We start from the raw sequence: 14152 nt of genomic DNA, 5'->3' as shown, positions 1-14152 counted from the left end.
GCCGGGGGATCGGGGTCGGGGCTCATGGGCCCTCCGGCACCACATCCTCGTCGGGGTCGGGAACCGTCGCCTGCTGGATGAGCTGGACGACCTCCTCGGGCGTCTCCGCGGCGCGCAGCCGGCGCAGCGTCTGCGGGTCGCGCAGCGCCCGGCAGATTTCCGACATGGCGGGCAGCAGCCCCTTGCGGGCCGCCGTGGGCCACAGAACCAGGAAGGCCAGATCGACCGGCTCCTCGTCCCGCGCGTCGAAGTTGACGCCGCGGCCGAGCCGGGCGAACAGCACGACCGGGGCCTGGGCGTCGCGCAGCTCCGCATGGGGAAGCGCCACGCCGCGGCCGAGCGCGGTGGAGCCGATCTTCTCGCGCGCCTGGAGCGCCGCCAGCACGTCCGGCTTGGGAAGCCCCAGCCGGTTCGCCGCCTCGTCCGCCAGCAGGTCGAGCAGCCCGGCCTTGTTGGCCGGGCTTGCGCCGAGAATGACGTCGGCCGTCGAAAAAAGGTCCGAAATGCTCATTCCCGTCTCCTTGTGGGCGAACCGTCTGCGTTCTGCATTGGATGGTGTTCGCGTCCGGAACGTCAAGTGGGCTGCCCGGAACGCCGGAGCAATCGCCTGAAGCGGAGGAAACCTCCTCCCTTGCCGCAAGGCCCATCTAGCGCCGCCGGACGCCGCTCAGCGCCCCCGTTATCAGGGCGTCGCAGGGAAGCTCCGCCAGCACGTCCTGGGCAACGCTGCCCAGCAGCACGCGGATCAGCCCGTCGCGCCGCGCCGACCCCATCGCCACCAGATCGTAGCGGCCCAGCCGCGCCGTGCGGACGATCTCCGGGACCAGGGCGCCGATTCGCACCTCGCGGGTGATGGCCAGATCGCCGGGCGCGTCCGTCCCCAGCAGCCGGTCGAACTCCCCGGCGAATTCGGCGGCGAGGTCCGCCCCGGCGGAGGCCACCGGGGGCAGGTCGAGAAGATGCAGCAGATGCAGGCCGCCGGCCGGCAGCAGCCGGCGCGCCGCCTCGATCGAGGCGCGCGAGCGTTCGGAGAAATCGACCGGGACCAGTGCGCGGGTGTAGGGGCCGAGCGGCTTGTCGCGCACCACCAGCAGGGGCGTCTCGTCGGCGACGGCGATCCGTTCGACGGTGGCGGGCAGGAACAGGTCCGCGAGCTGGTCGCGCGCGTGGGCGCCGGCCACCACCAGATCGGGCTGCCACAGCCCGGCATAGCCGGCGATCCGCGAATCGACCGCGCCGCCGCGCACCGCGACCTCCTGGGTCGTCAGCCCGGCGGCGCCGGGAACCGCCAGCAGGTGGCGGCGCAGCTCCATCTCGACGTGATGGAGGGGAAGATGGGCGTAGGGGCCGTCCGTTCCGTGGACGACGTGGAGCGCCGTCAGCTCGGCGCCGGACTGGCGGGCGAGCAGAACCGCGCGCTCCATCGCCCGATCCGATTTCGGTTCGAGGTCGGTCGCCAGCAGGATACGTCGAAGGCTCGCCATGGCCGTCCTCCCTTTTCCCCGGCATGATCGGAAGAGGGGAGCGCCCCTGTCTATGCCGGCTTTTACGGACTGGCGGAGCCTCGCCTTCCGTATTACCACGGATACCGGGGGCCGGTTGCTGCGGGCGCCGGCCGGCTGGGCTAGCATCGCCGCTTGCCTCCGTCCCCCGCCGCCGGCCGTGGTCCATCGCGGTGCCGGGACGGGCGGGGCCGGTGTCGAGGGAACGGGAGGAGATGCCGAAGATTCCGCTCAGCCGCTGGAGCCTCGCCGCGGCCTATCTGGGCGCCCATCTCGCGCTGGACTGGGTCAGCTTCATCCACGAGATCTCGCCGCTCAACGTCACCCCCTGGAATCCGCCGGCCGGGCTGATGATGGGGACGCTGATCGTCTTCGGCCTCCCCGCCGTCCCGCTGGTCTGGCTCGGGCTGATGGCGGCCGACCTGTTGGTGCGGGACCTGCCGGTCGCCGTCTGGGTGACGGTGGCGGCGAACGCAGCGGTCGCCGCCGGCTATGGTGGGGCGGCCTGGGGGCTGCGCGAGCGGCTCGGGCTCGACCCCCGGCTGTCGCGGCTGCGCGACGTCGTGCTGCTGCTCGCCGGCGCCGCGGCGACCCCGCTGGCGGTGGGGATCGGCTACATCGCGCTGCACACGCTGGCCGGCCTGTTCCCCTGGTCGGACTTCGCCGGGGTGCTGCTGCGCTATTGGGTGGGCGAGGTCATCGGCATCGCGGTGCTGACCCCGGTGGTGCTGGTCGTCCTGCGCGGCGCGGCGGCCCGTCCGTTCCGGAGCGCGTCCTGGTGGCCGTTCCCGCAATCCTCCTGGCCGCCCTCCTGGCCGCCCTCCTGGGCACCGTCCTGGAGCGTGGCCGCCGAGCTGGCGGCCTATGGGCTGATCATCGCCGTCACCCTGTGGCTGGATTTCGGCCCGCTGGCCCCGGCCCAGTACGAGCATTTCTACCTGCTGTTCCTGCCGGCGGTGGCGGTCGCCGTGCGGTACGGGCTGGCGGGGGCGGCCTTCGCCTCGGCCGCCATCCAGGCCGGGTTGATCGTCGCCATCCAGGCGACCGGGGCGGAGACGGCGCGCACCACCCATTTCCAGCTTCTCATGCTGACGCTGGCGGTGACCGCGCTGCTGCTGGGCGCCGTGGTCAGCGAGCGCCGCCGGGTCGAGGCGGCGATCCGCGAGCGGCAGTCGGACCTCGCCCGCGCCTCCCGCCTGACCGAGGCCGGCGAGATGGCGGCGGCGTTGGCCCACGAGCTGAACCAGCCGCTGGCGGCGACGATGAGCTACGCGCGGGCCGCCCGCAAGCTCGCCAAGCTGGAGCAGGCCTCGCCCAGGCTCAGCGAGATCATCGACAAGACGGTGGCCCAGGCCGAGCGGTCCGACCGGGTGATCCGCAGCCTGCGCGACTTCGTGCGCAAGGGGCGCAGCGACCGTGCGCCGCTGTCGGCCGGCGGGCTGATCGCCGACTGCCTGACGCTCGCCGCCCCGCTCGCCGGCCAGCATGCCGTGTCGATCCAGCCCGAGGTGGCGCCCGGCCTGCCGCCGGTCAGCGGCGACGCGATCCAGTTGCAGCAGGTGATCCTGAACCTCGTGCGCAACGCCGCCGAGGCGATGGACGATGCGGCCCCTACGTCCGCCGCCCCCGCGTCCGCGTCCGCGTCCATGTCCGCCCAGGGCGCCGCTCCCCGCCGCCGGCGCATCGTCGTCTTCGCCGCGCGCGCGGCCGAGCCCGGATTCGTGGCGCTCGGCGTGCGCGACAGCGGGCCGGGGCTGGCCGGGGTGGTCGAGCGCAACCTGTTCGCCCCCTTCGTCACCACCAAGGCGACCGGCATGGGGCTGGGGCTGTCGATCGCCCGCAGCATCGTCGAGAGCCATGGCGGCACCATGACCGCCGAACGTCTGCCCCAGGGAGAGACGATGTTCCGCTTCACCCTTCCCGTCCACGGAGCCGAGGCCGGCCGCCATGACGCCTGAGCTCCCCGTCATCTTCATCGTCGACGACGACGAGGCCGTCCGCGACGCGCTGGCGCTGCATCTGGAGCTGGCCGGGCTGACCGTGCGCCCCTGCGCCTCGGCCGCCGAGTTCCTGGCGGTGGCCGACCCCGGCCAGCCGGGCTGCGCGGTGCTCGACATCCGGATGCCCGGCATGGACGGGCTGACCTTGCAGCAGGAGATGGTCCAGCGCGGCCTGACCCTGCCGGTGATCGTCATGACCGGGCACGGCGACGTGCCGGCCGCCGTCCGCGCCTTCCGGGCCGGGGCGGTGGATTTCCTCCAGAAGCCGTTCGACGAGGATCTGCTGATCGAACGGGTCCACGAGGCCTGCGAGCGCGACCGCAGCGCCCGGCAGGCCGGCATCGAGGCCGCCGGGATCCGCGAGCGGACGGCCCTGCTCAGCCCGCGCGAGCGCGAGGTGATGGAACTGGTGGCCGAGGGGTTGCCCAACAAGACCATCGCCCGCCGGCTCGACATCGGCATCCGCACGGTGGAGACCCACCGGGGCCGCGTGCTGGAGAAGATGGGCGCGCGCAATGCCTCCGAACTGGTCCGCATGCTGACGCGGCTGGAGCCGGGTCGCGGCTGAGCGCCATTCCGGGGCGGCGCTCAGCCCCCCGCCGCCGGCAGCCGCAGCTCGGCGCGCAGGCCGCCCAGGGCCGAGTCGGTCAGCCGCAGGTCGCCGCCGTAGAGCCGCGCCAGGTCGCGCGACACCGCCAGCCCGAGCCCGGTGCCGGGAACGCTCTCGTCCAGCCGGATGCCGGGCAGCAGCACCTCCTCGCGGCGCTCCTCCGGCAGGCCGGGGCCGTCGTCGTCGATGGTGACGACCAGCATCCCCGCCTCGGCCCGGCAGGCGATGGCGACGCGGCCGACGGCCCAGGCGCAGGCGTTGTCCACCAGATTGCCGAGCATCTCGTCGAGATCCTCGCGTTCCCCGGCGAAGAGATGGCCGGGGGCGACATCCAGGTCCAGGGCCAGCCCCGCCGCGGCGTGCAGCTTGCCCATGACGCGGACCAGCCCGGCGGCGCTGTCGGCCACCGGCGTGCTGATGCCCGGCACCCCGCGCGAGGCGGCGGCGCGCGCGCGGGCCATGTGATGGTCGACGTGGCGGCGCATCGCCGCGATGCCCTGGGCGATCCGCCGGGCGCTGGCGGCGTCGGCCGGGGCCTGCTGATCCTCCAGCGCGCGGGCCTCGTTGGCGAGCACGGCGAGGTTGGTCTTCAGCGCGTGCGCCAGATTGCCGGCCTGCAACCGCCCGCGCCCGACGACCTCCTCGGCGTGGGCGAGCAGGGCGTTCAGATCCTCGACCAGGGGCGTGACCTCGGCCGGCATCGCCCCGGCGAAGCGCTTCCGCCGTCCGGCCCGCAGCTCGGTCAGCTCGCGGCGCAGCCGCGCCAGCGGTTCCAGCCCGACCTTCACCTGGACCAGCGCCGCCGCGATCAGGGCGAGCGCCAGCGCGCCGAGCGACAGCGCCAGCGTGCGGTCGAAGGCGTCGGTCACCGCCGCCATCTCGGCGCGGTCGGCGGCGACGGCGATGCGGATCGGATCGGGCCGCTCGGGCAGCAGGATGGAGCGTTCGACGACCGCCAGCGGCTGGCCGGAGGGGCCGGCGACGTCGTGCTGGTGGATGCCGCCGTCGTCGGCCTCGCCCGGTCCACCCGCCGCCGGCAGGGCCAGCGCGCCATCCCACAGCGAGCGGGAGCGCAGGATCGTCCCCTCCGGTCCGCCGACCTGCCAGTAGAGGCCGGACAGCGGACGGCGGAAGCGCGGGTCGCTCAGGGGCGCGCGGAGCACCGGCCGCCCGGCCGGGTCCAGCTCCAGCCCAGCGGCGAGCTGCTCCAGATGGTTGGCCATCTCGGCCCGGAAGCGGCGTTCGACATGGTCCTGGAACAGGCCGGACAGGACGATGCCGGCGGCGGCCAGGGCGAGGGCGATCCACACCGCCGCCCCGGCGAGCAGGCGGAAGCGCAGCGAATCCGGCCAGCCGGCCGCCAGCCAACCCGCCACCGGCCAGCCTCTCGGCCACCTCACGGTTCGTCCAGCCGGTAGCCGAGCCCGCGCACGGTCTTGATCATGTCGGCGCCGATCTTGCGGCGCAGCCGCCCGACGAAGACCTCGACCGTGTTGGAATCGCGATCGAAATCCTGGGTGTAGACATGCTCGATCAGTTCGCTGCGCGACACCGTCCGGCCCTTGCGGTGCATCAGGTAGGAGAGCACCCGGTATTCGTAGGCGGTCAGCTCGACCGGCGCGCCGTCGACCGTGACCCGGCCGGAGCGGGTGTCGAGCACGACGCCGCCGCAGGCGATGTCGGCCGTCGCGTGGCCCTTGGCGCGGCGGATCAGCGCGCGGACGCGGGCCAGCAGCTCCTCCATGTTGAAGGGCTTGGCGAGATAATCGTCGGCCCCGGCGTCGATGCCCTGCACCTTCTCGTGCCAGGCGTCGCGCGCCGTCAGGATCAGCACCGGCACCGTCACCGCGTTGCGCCGCCACGACCGCAGCACCGACAGCCCGTCGACCTTCGGCAGGCCGAGGTCGAGGATGGCGGCGTCGTAGGGCTCGGTCTCCCCCAGGAACTGGCCGTCCTCGCCGTCGGCCGCGCGGTCGACGGCGTAGCCCTCCGCCTCCAGCCGCTGGGCCAGCTGCCGGGCCAGCTCGGCGTTGTCCTCCACCACCAGGATGCGCATCGGGGCTATCTCCGCTCCGGCTTGCGGTCGCGCGTCTTGGCGCGCAGCAGCTCGCCGGTCGCCGCGTCGTATTCCAGCTTCATGATGCGGCCGTCGCCCGCGATCAACTTCAGTTCATAGCGGAAACCGTCGTCCTCGTCCTCAAGCTCGACATCGAGGATGTCGCCGCCGAACCGCTGCTTCGCCAGGGCGGCGATGCGTTCCAGCGGCAGGATGCGGCCGTCGCGCAGCGCCTCGCGCGCGCGGTCGTGGTCGTCGCCGGCCCATGCCGACGCGCCGGCCAGCAGGGCGGCGGCGAGCAGCAGGCCGGACAGGAGGGAAGGGGGTGCGCGCATGGGGACTTCCGGCTTGGGGGCCGTGGGTGAGGCCGTGGTGGGATCGGGCCGCCAGCCTAGCCCCGGCTTCCTGAACGGCGGATGAACGGTCCGTTCAGCATCGGCTCAGGTGGAAGGCGGCAGGCTGCGGGTCATCGGGGCGGCGCGACGCCACAGCCTCCATCCACAGAAAGCACGGGGACACACGACCATGCCGCACATCACGCCGAAAACCGCCGCCCTGCTCGCCGCCCTCGCCGCCCTGACGCTGTCGGCGGCGGCCCGCGCCGACGACGATCGGCGGGCACGCCAGCCGGGCGGCCCGCAGCCGGTCATCGAGGTGCTGAAGGCCGGCGGCGGCACCGTCAGCGGGACCATCGGCGGCCTTGCCGCCAACCGTTTCGTGCTGAACGACGGGCGCGACGAGATCGACGTCGCCAGCCGCGCGCCGCTGCCCGAGGGGCTGAACGCCGGCGATCCAATCACCGTGGTCGGAAAATTCGACGACGGCGTCCTGCGGCCGCGCCAGATCATCCGCCAGGACGGCACCGCCTTCGGTCGCGTCGAGGCCGATCACGACGACGATTGACCGTGGACGCCTCACCCCGGACGCCCGGGGCGGGGCGTCATTCCCAGCCCAGCCGGGCGGACAGCACGTCGAGTGCGCTGCGCTCGAGGCGCCCGTCCTTGGCGGCGGGCAGCAGGGCGATGCGCAGGCGCAGGGCGCCGTCGGCGCCAGCCGCCGCGACGGCCTCGGCCGGGGCCGGGGCCACGAAATCGGCGGTCTTGCCGACTCGTGGTGGCGGGAAGAAGCTGAAGACCGCCAGCGGCTGGGCGTCCGCCGCGTCGTCGGCCCGGTAGACCGCGACGACGAAGGCCTCGTCGCGGTCGACCTGTGTCGGGGCCAGGGTCAGGGTCAGCACGGGCGCGCCGCTTCCCCGGCCGGGCGGCAGGGGAACGCGCAGATCCGCCGGGGCCTTGGCGGTGACGGTGGCGACCGGCCCGGCCGCGAGGGACGGGCCGGCGGAGCCCGCCGACAGGCCGAGCACCACCGCCAGCGCCATCAGGATGTTCGGCACGGCCATGCGATCCCTCCTCCGGTTCATCAGCAAGAGGTGGGATCGCCCGGATGCCGGCGCAACCGCCTTGGCCGTCCCGTCCCCGGTGCCTCATCCGCGCAGGATGCGGACGCTCCGGATGGTGAAGGCCGGCGGCGTCCCGGCCACCGGCTGGACATAGACCGGAACGAACTGGAGCGTGGGGTCGGATCCATCCGCCGTCAGCTGCCCGGCCACCTTGGTCAGGTCCAGCACGAAGTTCAGCGGCATGGCGTGGTTGCGGTGGCCGCCGAAGAAGCTGAAGGTGCCGACGAAATGCGGATCGGTGTAGGGCGTCTCGGCCGTGGCGTCGGGCTTGTTGACGAAGACGTTGACCAGCAGCGGCGACAGGGTCGGCGCGCTGCCGACCGCGACGTCCGCCAGCAGGCGGCCGCCCGGCGCCGCGGCCTCCAGCGAGCGGGGCGCGCCGGCCGGCGTGTCGAGCCCGATGGTGGTCACGGCGGACCCGTTGAAGGCGACCGGCTGGGTGGAGGCGGCGACCGGCTTCGAGGCGGCGCTGCCCGACAGGCGCCTGGCCGACGCCGTCAGGACCGACTGGGCGGGCGGCGTGATGCCGTCGTAGATGTAGCCGAGCGCCGGGTAGTTCAGCGACCCGGCGGAGGTGATGCCGGTGACCGGCTTGCCCTGGCCGTCGACGAACTGGTTGCTGTAGTTCTTGTCGAGCGGCGGCGTGGCGTTGCCGCGCGCCTGCCAGGCCGCCCACATCCGGTCGACCATGCAGTGGTGCAGCCAGAAGATCGGGTCGAGCGGCGACATGCCGTCGCCCATGTGCCCCTGCGTGCCGCCGACGACCACATGGCCGGTGTTGTGCGGCGTCCCTTCCAGCGATTTGGTGAAGTTGTCGAAGACCGTGTTGGCGAGGATGCCCTCAAGCGTCGCAGCGGTGAACGCCCCGCCCTTGGAGCCTTCCTGGACGCCCGACCCGCGCGGCAGGATGCGGATGCCGACCGTCGTCACCTCGTCGGGACCCCAGTTGTCCGACTGGGCGTCCGAGCGGTCCTTCCAGTAGGTGACGTTCAGCGCCGGCACGTCGTAGAAGGGGTCGGGAATGATGCCGGTGCCGTAGGACCAGTCCCAATAGGGCAGGGTGAAGTCGGGATTCCCGCTGAACTGGGCACAGATCTGCTCGAAATAGGTCAGGTAGTAGCGGTGCCAGTGCACGAAATCCTCGGCGCCGTGCGGGCAATGCTGCAAGTGGACCAGCGCCTGGTTGCGCCAGGTGCGGGGATCGCTCGGGGAGGTCTTCTCCAGCTCGTGCATCGCCGTGATGGCCTTCGCGTAGTCCGCGAAGAACGGGTCGTCGGCCTTCATCGTCATCACGCTGCGGCGCACCCGTGGCTTGTCCCCGGTGGAGACGGCGGCGGGAAGGGCGGTGGGGAGCAGGCTGGCGGCCGTCCCGGCGGCCAGGGTTCCGACGATGAACTGACGACGGTCCATGGGATGCGTCTCCGGACAATGATTGCACTCGATGCGGGATATTTTGCTCAAGATAACAATTTATGTGGCGAGCGAAATTGCGTCGATATGACTCGTAAGTTGATATTTTTGTAATCAATTCCCGCATCGTCTCGGAAGAGGGCGGACAGGAAAAGGCCCGCTCCGGCAAGGCCGGGCGGGCCGAAAAAAAAGGTCCGGGTCGTGACGGAGCGGTCAGCGGGTCGGGACCGGCGGCGTCTGCGAATAATCGTAGAAGCCACGGCCGAACTTCTTACCGATCCAGCCGGCCTCGACATACTTCACCAGCAGCGGGCAGGGGCGGTACTTGCTGTCGGCCAGCCCCTCGTAGAGGACCTGCATGACGGCGAGGCAGGTGTCCAGGCCGATGAAGTCCGCCAGCTCCAGCGGTCCCATCGGGTGGTTGGCGCCCAGCTTCAGCGCCGTGTCGATGGCCTCGACGCCGCCCACGCCCTCGTAGAGGGTGTAGACCGCCTCGTTGATCATCGGCAGCAGGATGCGGTTGACGATGAAGGCCGGGAAATCCTCCGCCACCGCCGCGGTCTTGCCGATCGCCTGGGTCAGTTCCCTGACGGCGGTGAAGGTCGGCTCGTCGGTCGCGATGCCGCGGATCAGCTCGACGAGCTGCATCACCGGCACCGGGTTCATGAAATGCATGCCGATGAACTTGGCCGGCCGGTCCGTCGCCGCCGCGAGACGCGTGATCGAGATCGACGAGGTGTTCGTCGCGATCAGCGCCTCGGGCTTCAGGTGGGGGACCAGCTTCTTCAGAATGTCGCGCTTGAGCGCTTCATTCTCGGTCGCGGCCTCGATCACGAGATCGGCGTCGGCGAAGACCGACAGGTCGGTGCCCGTCGTGATGCGGGCGAGCGCCGCGGCCTTGTCGGCCTCGGCCAGCTTGCCCTTCTGCACCTGACGGTCCAGGTTCCGGTCGACGGTGGCGAGGGATTTGGCGATCACCTCGTCGCTGATGTCGGAGATGACGACGTCATAGCCCGCCTGCGCGCAGACCTGGGCGATGCCGCTGCCCATCTGGCCGGCACCGATGATACCAATCGTCTTGATCGTGGACATGAAGCAGTTCCGCGGGGATGGAGTGGGACGGGAACCGGGCGGGCGAACCCGCCCGGTGTCTTACCGCGCTTTGTCCAGTTCGGCCGTCAGCTCCGGCACGGCCTTGAAGAGGTCGGCGACCAGACCGTAATCGGCGACCTGGAAGATGGGCGCTTCCTCGTCCTTGTTGATGGCGACGATGACCTTGCTGTCCTTCATGCCGGCGAGGTGCTGGATGGCACCGGAAATGCCGACGGCGATGTACAGTTCGGGCGCCACGATCTTGCCGGTTTGCCCGACCTGGTAATCGTTGGGCACGAAGCCGGCATCCACGGCGGCGCGCGAGGCGCCGACGGCGGCGCCCAGCTTGTCGGCCAGCGCCTCCAGCAGCGGGAAGTTCTCGCCCGACTGCATGCCGCGCCCGCCCGACACCACCACGCGGGCGGCGGTCAGCTCCGGACGCTCCGACTTGGTCAGCTCGGCCGAGACGAAGCGCGACAGGCCGGCGGCCCCGGCGCCCGCGACCGGCTCGACCGACGCCGAACCGTCGGTCGCGGCGGCGGTCTCGAAGGCGGTGGTCCGCACGGTGACGATTTTCACCGCGTCCTTCGACTGGACGGTGGCGATGGCGTTGCCGGCGTAGATCGGCCGCTCGAAAATGTCGGCCGAGACGACGCCGGTGATGTCCGAGATCGCGGCGACGTCGAGCAGCGCGGCGACGCGCGGCAGCAGATTCTTGCCGACCGAGGTGGCGCCGGCCAGCACATGGCCGTAACCGCCCTTGGCGATCGACACCACCAGCGGGGCGACCTCCTCGGGCAGCTGATGCTCAAAGGCGGCGTCGTCGGCCAGCAGGACCTTCGACACGCCGGCGACCTTGGAGGCGGCCTCGGCGACAGCCTGGGCGCCCTTGCCGGCGACCAGGAGATGGACGTCGCCGCCAATTTGGGCGGCGGCGGTGACGGCGTTCAGCGTGGCGGGCTTGAGCGTCGCGTTGTCGTGCTCGGCGACGACGAGAATGTTGGCCATGGTCAGTTCATCCCCTCTCAGATCACCCGCGCTTCGGTCTTCAGCTTGTCGACCAGGGCAGCAACATCAGCCACCTTGACGCCGGCCTTGCGCTTGGCCGGCTCGACCACCTTCAGCGTCGTCAGGCGCGGGGCGACATCGACGCCCAGGCTGTCCGGGGTGACGGTCTCCAGCGGCTTCTTCTTCGCCTTCATGATGTTGGGCAGCGAGGCGTAGCGCGGCTCGTTCAGCCGCAGGTCGGCGGTCACGATGGCCGGCAGCGTCAGCTCCACCGTCTCCAGCCCGCCGTCGATCTCGCGGGTGACGGCGACCGAGCCCTCGCCGGGCACGAGCTTCGAGGCGAAGGTGCCCTGGCCCCAGCCGAGCAATGCGGCGAGCATCTGGCCGGTCTGGTTGCAGTCGTCGTCGATCGCCTGTTTGCCGAGGATGACCAGCTGCGGCCCCTCCTTCTCGACCAGCGCCTTGAGGACCTTGGCGACGGCCAGCGGCTGGGTCTCGGCGTCGGTCTGCACCAGGATGGCGCGGTCGGCCCCCATGGCGAGCGCCGTGCGCAGCGTCTCCTGCGCCTGGGCCGGGCCGACCGACACGGCGACGATCTCGCTCGCCTTGCCGGCTTCCTTGAGGCGAACCGCTTCCTCGACGGCGATCTCGTCGAAGGGGTTCATGCTCATCTTCACGTTGGCGGTCTCGACGCCGCTGCCGTCCGCCTTCACGCGGATCTTGACGTTGTAGTCGACCACTCGCTTAACGGGGACGAGAACTTTCATAACCCATCCTGACTGTCTGGGGTGCGCGCCGTTACGGCGAACACCGCGAAAAATTGCTGTGGTTGCGAACGGACCATAGGATTTGCCGTTTCCACTGTCAACGGCGCCCAGCCCTCACGCAGAAATGCGAAAACGCGGTCAGCGGTTGGCGCCGGGCACCCACAGCACGTCGCCCGCCCCGTTGCCGTTGACGACCCGTCCGAGCACGAACAGATGGTCAGACAGGCGGTTGATGTATTTCAGCGCGGCCGGGTTGACCGGCTCGTGCCGCGCCAGGTCGGTCATCAGCCGCTCGGCCCGGCGGGCGACGGTGCGCGCCAGATGCAGATGGGCGGCGGCGGGCGAGCCGCCCGGCAGGATGAAGGAGGTCAGCGGGGCCAGATCGGCGTTCATCGCGTCGATCTCGGCCTCCAGCCGGTCGACTTGCGATTGAAGGACGCGCAGCGGCGGGTATTTCGGGTCCGGCTCCTCCGGCGTGCAGAGATCGGCGCCGAGGTCGAACAGGTCGTTCTGGATGCGGCCGAGCATCGCGTCGATCCCGGGGGCGATCTCCGGCCGGCCGCCCATCGCGTCGGCGCCGGTGTGGAGCCGGGCGAGGCCGACGGCGGCGTTCGCCTCGTCCACCGTGCCGTAGGCGGCGACGCGCCGGTCATGCTTGGGGACGCGGGATCCGTCGCCGAGCGAGGTCTCCCCGGCGTCGCCGCCGCGCGTGTAGATTCGGGTCAGCTTCACCATGGCCGGGTCACGCCTGGGTCAGAAGGGCGGCGAGGAAGAACAGCAGGGCGAGTCCCTGGAGGATCACGCGCAGCCGCATCGCCTTGTTGGAGCGCCGGGCGTCGCCGCCGCCGCCGCGCGCCATGAAGAAGAGGCCGATGAACAGCGAGCCGACCACCGTCAGCATCGCCATGATCATGAGTGTGGGGAAAAGTGCGCTCATGAAACCAATATAGCGCGGTCCGGGGGCGCCGCCTATGGCGACGGCGCCCGTTCTCCGGGTTGGTCAATCGTCGCTGGCCGCGTCCACCGTGTAGAGCAGGCGCAGGCCGAGCAGCCGGGCGTCGGCGTCCAGCGTGTCGGCGGGGTCGGCCGCCGCGCGGGCGATGCTCAACAGAAGCAGGCCACCCGGCGCCGCCGTGCCGGCCGGGGTCAGCGGCGCGCCTTCCCCGGCGGCGTGGAGGGAGTCGGCGGCGGTCAGCGTGTCGGTGATCGTCACCGGGGCGCCGGGGGCCGCGTCGAGTCCGTCGCCGTCGCCGAGCGCCACGCCGCCGACCGACCACAGCACGTCGCCGCTTCCGCCCCCCGCCGTCCAGACCGGCTGGACGGCCAGCGCGCCGCCGTTCCACGCCTTGGGCAGGGCGAGCAGGGCCTGTGCCCGCTCCTCGGCCTCCGCGTCGAAGTCGAGCGTGGGCAGGACCACGCCGCACGCCAGGGTTTCCAGGGTCCCCGGCGCGGCGCCTCCGGTGGAGGGCGCCGCCAGGGCGCCGGCCGGAAGCCACAGGCTGCGGCGGCCGAGACGGCGCGCGGCGGCGAGGGCCGCCGGCAGGCCGGCAATGTCGGCCGGGCCGTGGCCGTGGCCGGATTCGGCGAGGCCGGCGCGCAGATCCGCCACCGTCGTGCGCACGGTGGCGCCGTCCTGCACGGCGGGAAGCTGTTCGGGGCCGGCGAGCGCGGCGCCGGCCGGAAGCTGGCTGATGGAGACGGCGGGCATGGACGTCACTCCGGGTCAGAGGGGGCCGAGAATCAGCGGATCGCCGGATTCGGTGGTGAGCGGGAGGCCCGACCCGGTGGTCAGGGCGGTCACGCGCCACAGGCGGGCGGCCAGCGGGGCCAGCCCGCGTCCGAGACGGGCGAGCATGGCGCTCACTCCATCTCGGACACGCGCAGCGTGCCCGGCAGGGAATCGGCGGCCAGCGCCGCGATGTGGCTGTGCTGTCCCATCTGCCGGCCGTTGCCGACCGACAGGTAGAGGTAGGTGCCGGCCGGCAGGAAATGGTCCGCCGCCGTGGCGCTGACCGCCGAATCGCCGGTGCGCAGATAGGCCGGCACGTCGCTGTGGACGGCGATCACGCGGGTGTCGGCGGCGAAGGCGGCGGCGTTGCGCGCGCTGCTGTCGCCCACCGGGACGGCGTGGGCGCCGCCGGGCTTCAGGCGCAGCGCCGGAATAGGATGTAAATCTTCGTCACGGGGAAGGAAGGTCGGCATCGACGGTGCACTCCGCGGAGGACAAATTGTAACGAAACCGAAACAA

At 71.7% G+C, this 14152-nt stretch carries 18 protein-coding genes; 3 read left to right on the top strand and 15 right to left on the bottom strand.

The window, feature by feature from the left end; genetic code table 11:
- Window positions 1-22: 22 nt before the first annotated feature.
- Window positions 23-511 carry a PTS sugar transporter subunit IIA gene (locus JN22_RS05685; protein ID WP_085552979.1) on the bottom strand — a complete coding sequence of 163 codons (489 nt, stop codon included), beginning with the start codon at window positions 509-511 and terminating at the stop codon, window positions 23-25.
- A gap of 136 nt (window positions 512-647) precedes the next feature.
- A complete protein-coding gene (locus tag JN22_RS05680; protein ID WP_085552978.1) occupies window positions 648-1484 on the bottom strand; it encodes a universal stress protein in 837 nt (278 codons plus the stop codon).
- Between the two features lie 233 nt (window positions 1485-1717).
- On the opposite strand from JN22_RS05680, the gene JN22_RS05675 reads away from it, so the two are divergent.
- Together JN22_RS05675 and JN22_RS05670 are read left to right on the top strand one after the other, a co-directional pair.
- Window positions 1718-3460, top strand: a complete 1743-nt coding sequence (locus JN22_RS05675) for an MASE1 domain-containing protein (protein WP_085552977.1) — start codon at window positions 1718-1720, stop codon at window positions 3458-3460.
- Window positions 3450-4070, top strand: coding sequence for a response regulator transcription factor (locus JN22_RS05670; protein ID WP_085552976.1), 621 nt, complete (start codon window positions 3450-3452; stop codon window positions 4068-4070). The genes JN22_RS05675 and JN22_RS05670 overlap by 11 nt, the downstream gene beginning before the upstream one ends.
- A gap of 20 nt (window positions 4071-4090) precedes the next feature.
- Here the strand turns inward: JN22_RS05670 and JN22_RS05665 are convergent, their stop codons facing one another.
- The 3 genes from JN22_RS05665 to JN22_RS05655 are packed head-to-tail and all read right to left on the bottom strand — an operon-like array spanning window position 4091 to window position 6503.
- Window positions 4091-5488 carry a sensor histidine kinase gene (locus JN22_RS05665; protein WP_223677588.1) on the bottom strand — a complete coding sequence of 466 codons (1398 nt, stop codon included), beginning with the start codon at window positions 5486-5488 and terminating at the stop codon, window positions 4091-4093.
- A 20-nt stretch (window positions 5489-5508) separates the two neighbouring features.
- Window positions 5509-6168: a response regulator gene (locus JN22_RS05660; protein ID WP_085552975.1), complete on the bottom strand. Its 660-nt coding sequence runs from the start codon at window positions 6166-6168 to the stop codon at window positions 5509-5511.
- A gap of 5 nt (window positions 6169-6173) precedes the next feature.
- The gene (locus tag JN22_RS05655) at window positions 6174-6503 is read right to left on the bottom strand and encodes a PepSY domain-containing protein (protein ID WP_085552974.1); all 330 of its coding nucleotides are present in this window, start codon (window positions 6501-6503) and stop codon (window positions 6174-6176) included.
- A gap of 190 nt (window positions 6504-6693) precedes the next feature.
- On the opposite strand from JN22_RS05655, the gene JN22_RS05650 reads away from it, so the two are divergent.
- Entirely contained in the window at window positions 6694-7071 is a 378-nt protein-coding gene (locus JN22_RS05650) for a hypothetical protein (RefSeq protein WP_085552973.1), read from the top strand.
- 37 nt (window positions 7072-7108) lie between these two features.
- On the opposite strand, the gene JN22_RS05645 is transcribed toward JN22_RS05650, so the two are convergent.
- The 10 genes from JN22_RS05645 to JN22_RS05605 all read right to left on the bottom strand — a co-directional run bounded on the left by JN22_RS05645 (window position 7109) and on the right by JN22_RS05605 (window position 14106).
- On the bottom strand, window positions 7109-7567 hold the full coding sequence (locus JN22_RS05645; protein ID WP_085552972.1) for a hypothetical protein: 459 nt from the start codon (window positions 7565-7567) through the stop codon (window positions 7109-7111).
- Between the two features lie 84 nt (window positions 7568-7651).
- Window positions 7652-9037 (bottom strand): tyrosinase family protein, encoded by a 1386-nt coding sequence (locus JN22_RS05640; RefSeq protein WP_085552971.1) that lies wholly within the window; start codon window positions 9035-9037, stop codon window positions 7652-7654.
- A 213-nt stretch (window positions 9038-9250) separates the two neighbouring features.
- Window positions 9251-10129, bottom strand: a complete 879-nt coding sequence (locus JN22_RS05635) for a 3-hydroxybutyryl-CoA dehydrogenase (protein ID WP_085552970.1) — start codon at window positions 10127-10129, stop codon at window positions 9251-9253.
- Window positions 10130-10189: 60 nt separating this feature from the next.
- The gene (locus JN22_RS05630; RefSeq protein ID WP_085552969.1) at window positions 10190-11137 is read right to left on the bottom strand and encodes an electron transfer flavoprotein subunit alpha/FixB family protein; all 948 of its coding nucleotides are present in this window, start codon (window positions 11135-11137) and stop codon (window positions 10190-10192) included.
- A gap of 17 nt (window positions 11138-11154) precedes the next feature.
- Complete coding sequence (locus JN22_RS05625) at window positions 11155-11904, bottom strand: electron transfer flavoprotein subunit beta/FixA family protein (RefSeq protein ID WP_085552968.1); 750 nt, start codon at window positions 11902-11904, stop codon at window positions 11155-11157.
- Window positions 11905-12042: 138 nt separating this feature from the next.
- The gene (locus tag JN22_RS05620; protein ID WP_085552967.1) at window positions 12043-12639 is read right to left on the bottom strand and encodes a cob(I)yrinic acid a,c-diamide adenosyltransferase; all 597 of its coding nucleotides are present in this window, start codon (window positions 12637-12639) and stop codon (window positions 12043-12045) included.
- A 7-nt stretch (window positions 12640-12646) separates the two neighbouring features.
- Window positions 12647-12841, bottom strand: coding sequence for a twin transmembrane helix small protein (locus JN22_RS05615; RefSeq protein WP_085552966.1), 195 nt, complete (start codon window positions 12839-12841; stop codon window positions 12647-12649).
- A 63-nt stretch (window positions 12842-12904) separates the two neighbouring features.
- Window positions 12905-13612: a hypothetical protein gene (locus tag JN22_RS05610; RefSeq protein WP_085552965.1), complete on the bottom strand. Its 708-nt coding sequence runs from the start codon at window positions 13610-13612 to the stop codon at window positions 12905-12907.
- 15 nt (window positions 13613-13627) lie between these two features.
- Window positions 13628-13759: a hypothetical protein gene (locus JN22_RS34760; RefSeq protein ID WP_263300730.1), complete on the bottom strand. Its 132-nt coding sequence runs from the start codon at window positions 13757-13759 to the stop codon at window positions 13628-13630.
- A gap of 5 nt (window positions 13760-13764) precedes the next feature.
- Complete coding sequence (locus JN22_RS05605; protein WP_143268155.1) at window positions 13765-14106, bottom strand: hypothetical protein; 342 nt, start codon at window positions 14104-14106, stop codon at window positions 13765-13767.
- Window positions 14107-14152 lie beyond the last annotated feature (46 nt).

The organism is Azospirillum agricola, assembly GCF_020005195.1.
GTDB classification, from domain to species: domain Bacteria; phylum Pseudomonadota; class Alphaproteobacteria; order Azospirillales; family Azospirillaceae; genus Azospirillum; species Azospirillum agricola.
This window is presented reverse-complemented; position numbering and strand designations above follow the sequence as displayed.